Raw genomic sequence first — 4,704 nt, 5'->3', positions numbered from 1 at the left:
GGCCGACCAGCTCGACCAGGCCACCGAACGACACGGCGAAGGCGACCTCGCCCGACTCCTCGCCGGCAACGACACCTGGACCGTCGTCGGCTGACAGCCCGACGGAACCCTCACACCGGAGGCACCCATGGCTTACGTCATCGCTCAGCCCTGCGTGGACATCAAGGACAAGGCATGCCTGGAGGAGTGCCCCGTCGACTGCATCTACGAGGGCCCCCGCAAGATGTACATCCAGCCGGACGAATGCGTCGACTGCGGAGCCTGCGAGCCGGTCTGCCCCGTGGAAGCGGTCTTCTACGAGGACGACCTGCCGGAGGACTTCAGCGCCTTCCGCATAGCGGACCGGGAGGCCTTCGACGGCCTGGGGCTCCCCGGCGGCTCGCGTGACGCCGACCCGCTCGCCGCGGACCACGCGGTCGTACAAGCCCTGCCCGCGCCCTCCGCGAGCTGAGCGGACCGGCGACGGCGCCTCCGTACCGCTCGACACCTCCGCCCGTACGAGCCCTTCACGGATCGAGTCCAAACCATGGCCAAGCCCCTCGTCCTCATCGCCGACGAACTCTCGCCCTCCACTCTCACCGCGCTCGGCCCGGACATCGACGTCCGGCACTGCGCCGGTGCCGACCGGCGGGCTCTGCTGGCCGCCGTCGCCGAAGCCGACGCCCTCCTGGTGCGCAGTGCCACCCGCGTGGACGCCGAGGTGATCGGCGCCGCACGCCGCCTTCGCGTCGTGGCACGGGCCGGCGTCGGTCTGGACAACATCGACGTCCCGGCGGCCACGAAGGCCGGCGTCCTGGTCGTCAACGCCCCCCTCTCCAACGTGGTCAGCGCCGCCGAACTGGCCTGCGGCCTCCTCCTGTCCACCGCCCGCACCATCCCGCAGGCCGACTTCTCGCTCAAGAGCGGTGAGTGGGACCGGGGGAGGTACGTGGGCGTCGAGCTGGCGGACAAGACCCTGGGCGTCATCGGCCTGGGCCGCATCGGCACCCTGGTGGCGCAGAGGATGTCCGCCTTCGGCATGCGGATCCTCGCCCACGACCCCTACGCCACGGAGGAGCGGGCGGTGCGCGCCGGCGCACGCCTCGTCCCGCTCGACGACCTGCTCCGGCAGTCCGACTTCGTCACCGTGCACCTGCCCCGGACTCCCGAGACGGTCGGCTTCGTCGGCGAGCGGGAGCTGGCCCTGGTCAAGCCGTCCGTGCGGATCGTCAACGCGGCGCGCGGCGGCATCGTGGACGAGGAGGCGCTGGCCGCGGCGCTGAAGGACGGGCGCGTCGCCGGAGCGGGTCTCGACGTGTTCGCGGTGGAGCCGTGCACCGCCTCCCCGCTGTTCGGGCTCGACAACGTCGTGGTCACCCCCCATCTGGGCGCGTCGACCCACGAGGCCCAGGAGAAGGCCGGGACCGCCGTGGCCCACTCGGTGCGCCGCGCCCTCGCCGGGGAGCTGGTGCCCGACGCGGTGAACGCCCCCGGAGGCCCCGTCGCCGAGGAGGTCCACCCCTACCTCGCGCTCGCCGACGACCTCGGGCGGGTCTTCACCGAGCTCGCGGGAAGGCGACGCCCCGTGCGGCTGGAGGTCGAGGTCCGCGGCGAGGTGACCCGCCGCGACGTCACCGTCCTGGAGGCGTGCGCGCTCACGGGCGTCCTGACCCGGCTCGCCGCCGCGCCGCCCTCGCCGGTGAACGCGTCGGAGGTGGCCCGCGAGCTCGGCGTCTCCGTGCGCTTCTCCACGAGCTCGGAGAGCACCGGGCACCGCAACGCCCTCGCGATCCGGGGCCTCCTGGCCGACGGCACGTCCCTGGCGGTGGCCGGCGCGCTGTCCGGCCGGAAGCTCACCCACAAGCTCGTGGAGGTCGGGGAGCACGAGACCGACCTGGACCTCACGGGCCGCATGCTCTTCCTCTGGTACACCGACGCACCCGGCGCCATCGGCACGGCGGGACGCCTCCTCGGCGCCGCCGGCGTCAACATCGCCGGCATGGAGGTCGCCCGCGCCGCCGGACGGGCGATGGCGGCCATGTCGGTCGACAGCGACGTCCCCGAGAGCGTCGTGCACGCGCTCGGGGCAGCCCTCGACGCGTCGTCCGTGCGCTTCGTGCGACTGGAGCCATAGGAGGCGCCGGGCCTCCGCCCGGCCGCCGCGACCGCGGCGCGGCCCGGCGGTGCGCGCATCGGAACCCGTACTCCCTCGCGTCGGATCCGGCGCGGGGGAGTACGTGTGTCGGGTCCGGCGCGGGGAGCACGCGGGTGCGGTGGGGGAGGGCGAGGGGCCGGTGCGGCCGACGGCCGCGGACCGGGGCCCTCACTCCCTCAGCCGGGGCCCTCACTCCCTCAGCCGGGGCCCTCACTCCCTCAGCCGGGGTGCCACCGAGGCGTGGCAGAACGCGGTGAACGCCGCCGCCCGGCGCGTCAGCCGGACGCCCGCCGGGCGGGCGAGCACGACATCCAGCGGGCGTATCCCGTCGCTTATCGGCCGGGTCACCAGCCCCCGTCCCTCATAGCTGACGTCCGCGAAGGGGCGCTGGATGAGCAGGGAGTACCCGACACCCCGGGCGACGAGGCTGCGCACCGTCTCGAAGCTCTCCGTGCGGTGCCGGATGCGGGGTGACACCCCTGCCGAGCTCAGGACCTCGTTGAAGTAGCGCAGACTGGGCGGGACGTCGAGGGCGACCATGTCGTGCTCGCCGAGATCGGTCAGCCCGATCTCGTCCTTCTCCACCAGCGGGTGGGCGGCCGGCAGCAGGACGTACGGGCGGGTCGTGTACAGCGTGTCGTAGTCGATGCCGGCCTGGATGTCGACGCCGTACACCACGGCCACCTCGCATTCCCCCTCGCGCAGTCGCCGCTGGAGCTCGGTGAGCGAACCCTCCACGAAGTCCAGGGTCACCTGGGGATGGGCCTGCTGGAACTCCTCCAGCACCCGGGGCAGGAAGAACGGGGCGATGGTGGTGAAGCAGCCGATCACCAGGCGCCCCGACGGGGCGAGCCCCAGGTCGCGCATCCCCGACTGGAGTTCGTCGGCGCGGGCGAGCAGGGACCGGGCCTCCGGCAGGAGGAGCCGGCCGGCGGCGGTGAGTGTCAGCCCCTTCGCCTTGGAGCGCAGCAGCAGCTGCACACCGACCTCGCGCTCCAGCTGGGCGATCGCGACCGACACCGCGCCCTGCGACACGAAAAGGCGCCGTGCCGCCCCCGTCATGGTCCCGGCCTCGGCGCACGCCACGAACGCGTGCAGGCGGCGCAGGCTGATGCGCTCAGTCATTAGGGAATCCCATAACACGTTTCATCATTTTCCCTTTTTCAATTCGAGGGTCATGACGGAGACTTGGAGAACCAAGTCGAGGAGGTTGCGCGATGATGCCGACGAATTCGGCCTCTGGGTGCCCGGTGCACCACAGTTTCGACCCGCTTGGCGACGCCTACGTCACCGATCCTTACCCGATCCATTCCGCGGTGAGGGATGAGACCCCCGCGTTCTACGCGGCGGCCATCGACATGTGGGTGATCACCCGCTACGACGACATCGAAGCCGTTCTCAAGGACCCGGGAACCTTTTCCGCCGCCGTCGGGCAGAGGCCGGTCTTTCCGTTGTCGGAAGAGTCGCAAGAGATTCTGAAGAATGGTTTCCGCGCCTATCCGGTGATGTCGGACTGCGACCCGCCGCGGCACACCCGCATCCGGAAGCACAACATGACGGGCTTCTCACCGAAGCGGCTGGCCACGTTGGAGCCGAAGGTCTGGGCCAAGGCGACGGAGCTCGTGGACGCCATCGAGCCCGGTCGGGTGGACCTGGTGAACGCCCTGACCTATCCGCTTCCCGCGTACATGATCTTCACGTTCATCGGGTTCCCCGATGAGGACATGGACATGCTGAAGAGCTGGTGCGGAAACCGCATCGCGTTCAGCTGGGGTCGGCCGAGCGGTGACGAACAGCGCGAGATCGCCACCAACATGACGCATTACTGGGAATACTGCGAAAACTTCGTGGCCAAGCGCGCCGCGGAACCGGTGGACGACTTCACCAGCGATCTGATCCGCATCCACCAGGAGAGCCCCGAGACGCTGTCGCTCGAGGACATCACCAACGTCGCCTACGGACTGAGCTTCGCCGGCCACGAGACCACGACCAGTTTCACCGGAAACGCGATCCGCCAGCTGCTGGCCAACCCCGAGCAGTGGGCCGCGATCTGCTCCGACCGCGGACTCATAGCCAAGGCGATCGAGGAACTGCTGCGGTACGACAGCAGCATTCCCGCGTGGCGGCGGATCACCACCCGGGCGGTCGACGTCGGCGGGGTCGAGATCCCGGCCGAGGCCAAGGTCCTCATCCTGCTCGGCGCGGCCAACCGGGACCCGAACCACTTCGAGGACCCGGAGACCTTCGACATCCACCGGGGCGACGCCCGCCGCCACCTCGCCTTCGGCAAGGGCATCCACTACTGCATCGGGGCCCCGCTCGCCCGGATGGAGGCCCGCGTCGCCCTGGACCTGCTGGCACAACGGGCCCCCGACATGAAGCTGGTGGAGAACCAGGACTTCGACTTCCCCGCCAACGTCTCCTTCCGCGGCCCCAGGAGCCTCCTCGTCGAGTGGCCCGGCTGACCCCTCGGACCCGAACGGCGGCCGGCGGGGGGCGCCCCCCCCCCCCCCCGCCCCCCCCCGCGTCCCCGCCCCCCCCGTCAAGGTCCGCCCCGCCGATAGGTGACC

At 71.2% G+C, this 4,704-nt stretch carries 4 protein-coding genes; 3 read left to right on the top strand and 1 reads right to left on the bottom strand.

Annotated features, from left to right (window positions below; genetic code table 11):
• The first annotated feature begins 127 nt into the window (after nt 1–127).
• A complete protein-coding gene (fdxA, locus tag ACF1BN_RS35935) occupies nt 128–451 on the top strand; it encodes a ferredoxin (RefSeq protein ID WP_392335804.1) in 324 nt (107 codons plus the stop codon).
• Between the two features lie 75 nt (nt 452–526).
• Nucleotides 527–2,113 (top strand): phosphoglycerate dehydrogenase, encoded by a 1,587-nt coding sequence (gene serA / locus ACF1BN_RS35930; protein WP_392335803.1) that lies wholly within the window; start codon nt 527–529, stop codon nt 2,111–2,113.
• A gap of 231 nt (nt 2,114–2,344) precedes the next feature.
• Here the strand turns inward: serA and ACF1BN_RS35925 are convergent, their stop codons facing one another.
• Entirely contained in the window at nt 2,345–3,259 is a 915-nt protein-coding gene (locus tag ACF1BN_RS35925) for a LysR substrate-binding domain-containing protein (RefSeq protein WP_392335802.1), read from the bottom strand.
• 92 nt (nt 3,260–3,351) lie between these two features.
• Between ACF1BN_RS35925 and ACF1BN_RS35920 the strand changes: the two genes are divergently transcribed.
• Entirely contained in the window at nt 3,352–4,599 is a 1,248-nt protein-coding gene (locus tag ACF1BN_RS35920) for a cytochrome P450 (RefSeq protein WP_392335801.1), read from the top strand.
• The last annotated feature ends 105 nt before the right edge of the window (nt 4,600–4,704 follow it).

Source organism: Streptomyces sp. NPDC014861, assembly GCF_043081625.1.
In the GTDB taxonomy this organism is placed as follows: Bacteria; Actinomycetota; Actinomycetes; order Streptomycetales; family Streptomycetaceae; genus Streptomyces.
Note: the sequence above shows the minus strand (reverse complement) of the source record. Positions and strands in the feature narration are given on the sequence as shown.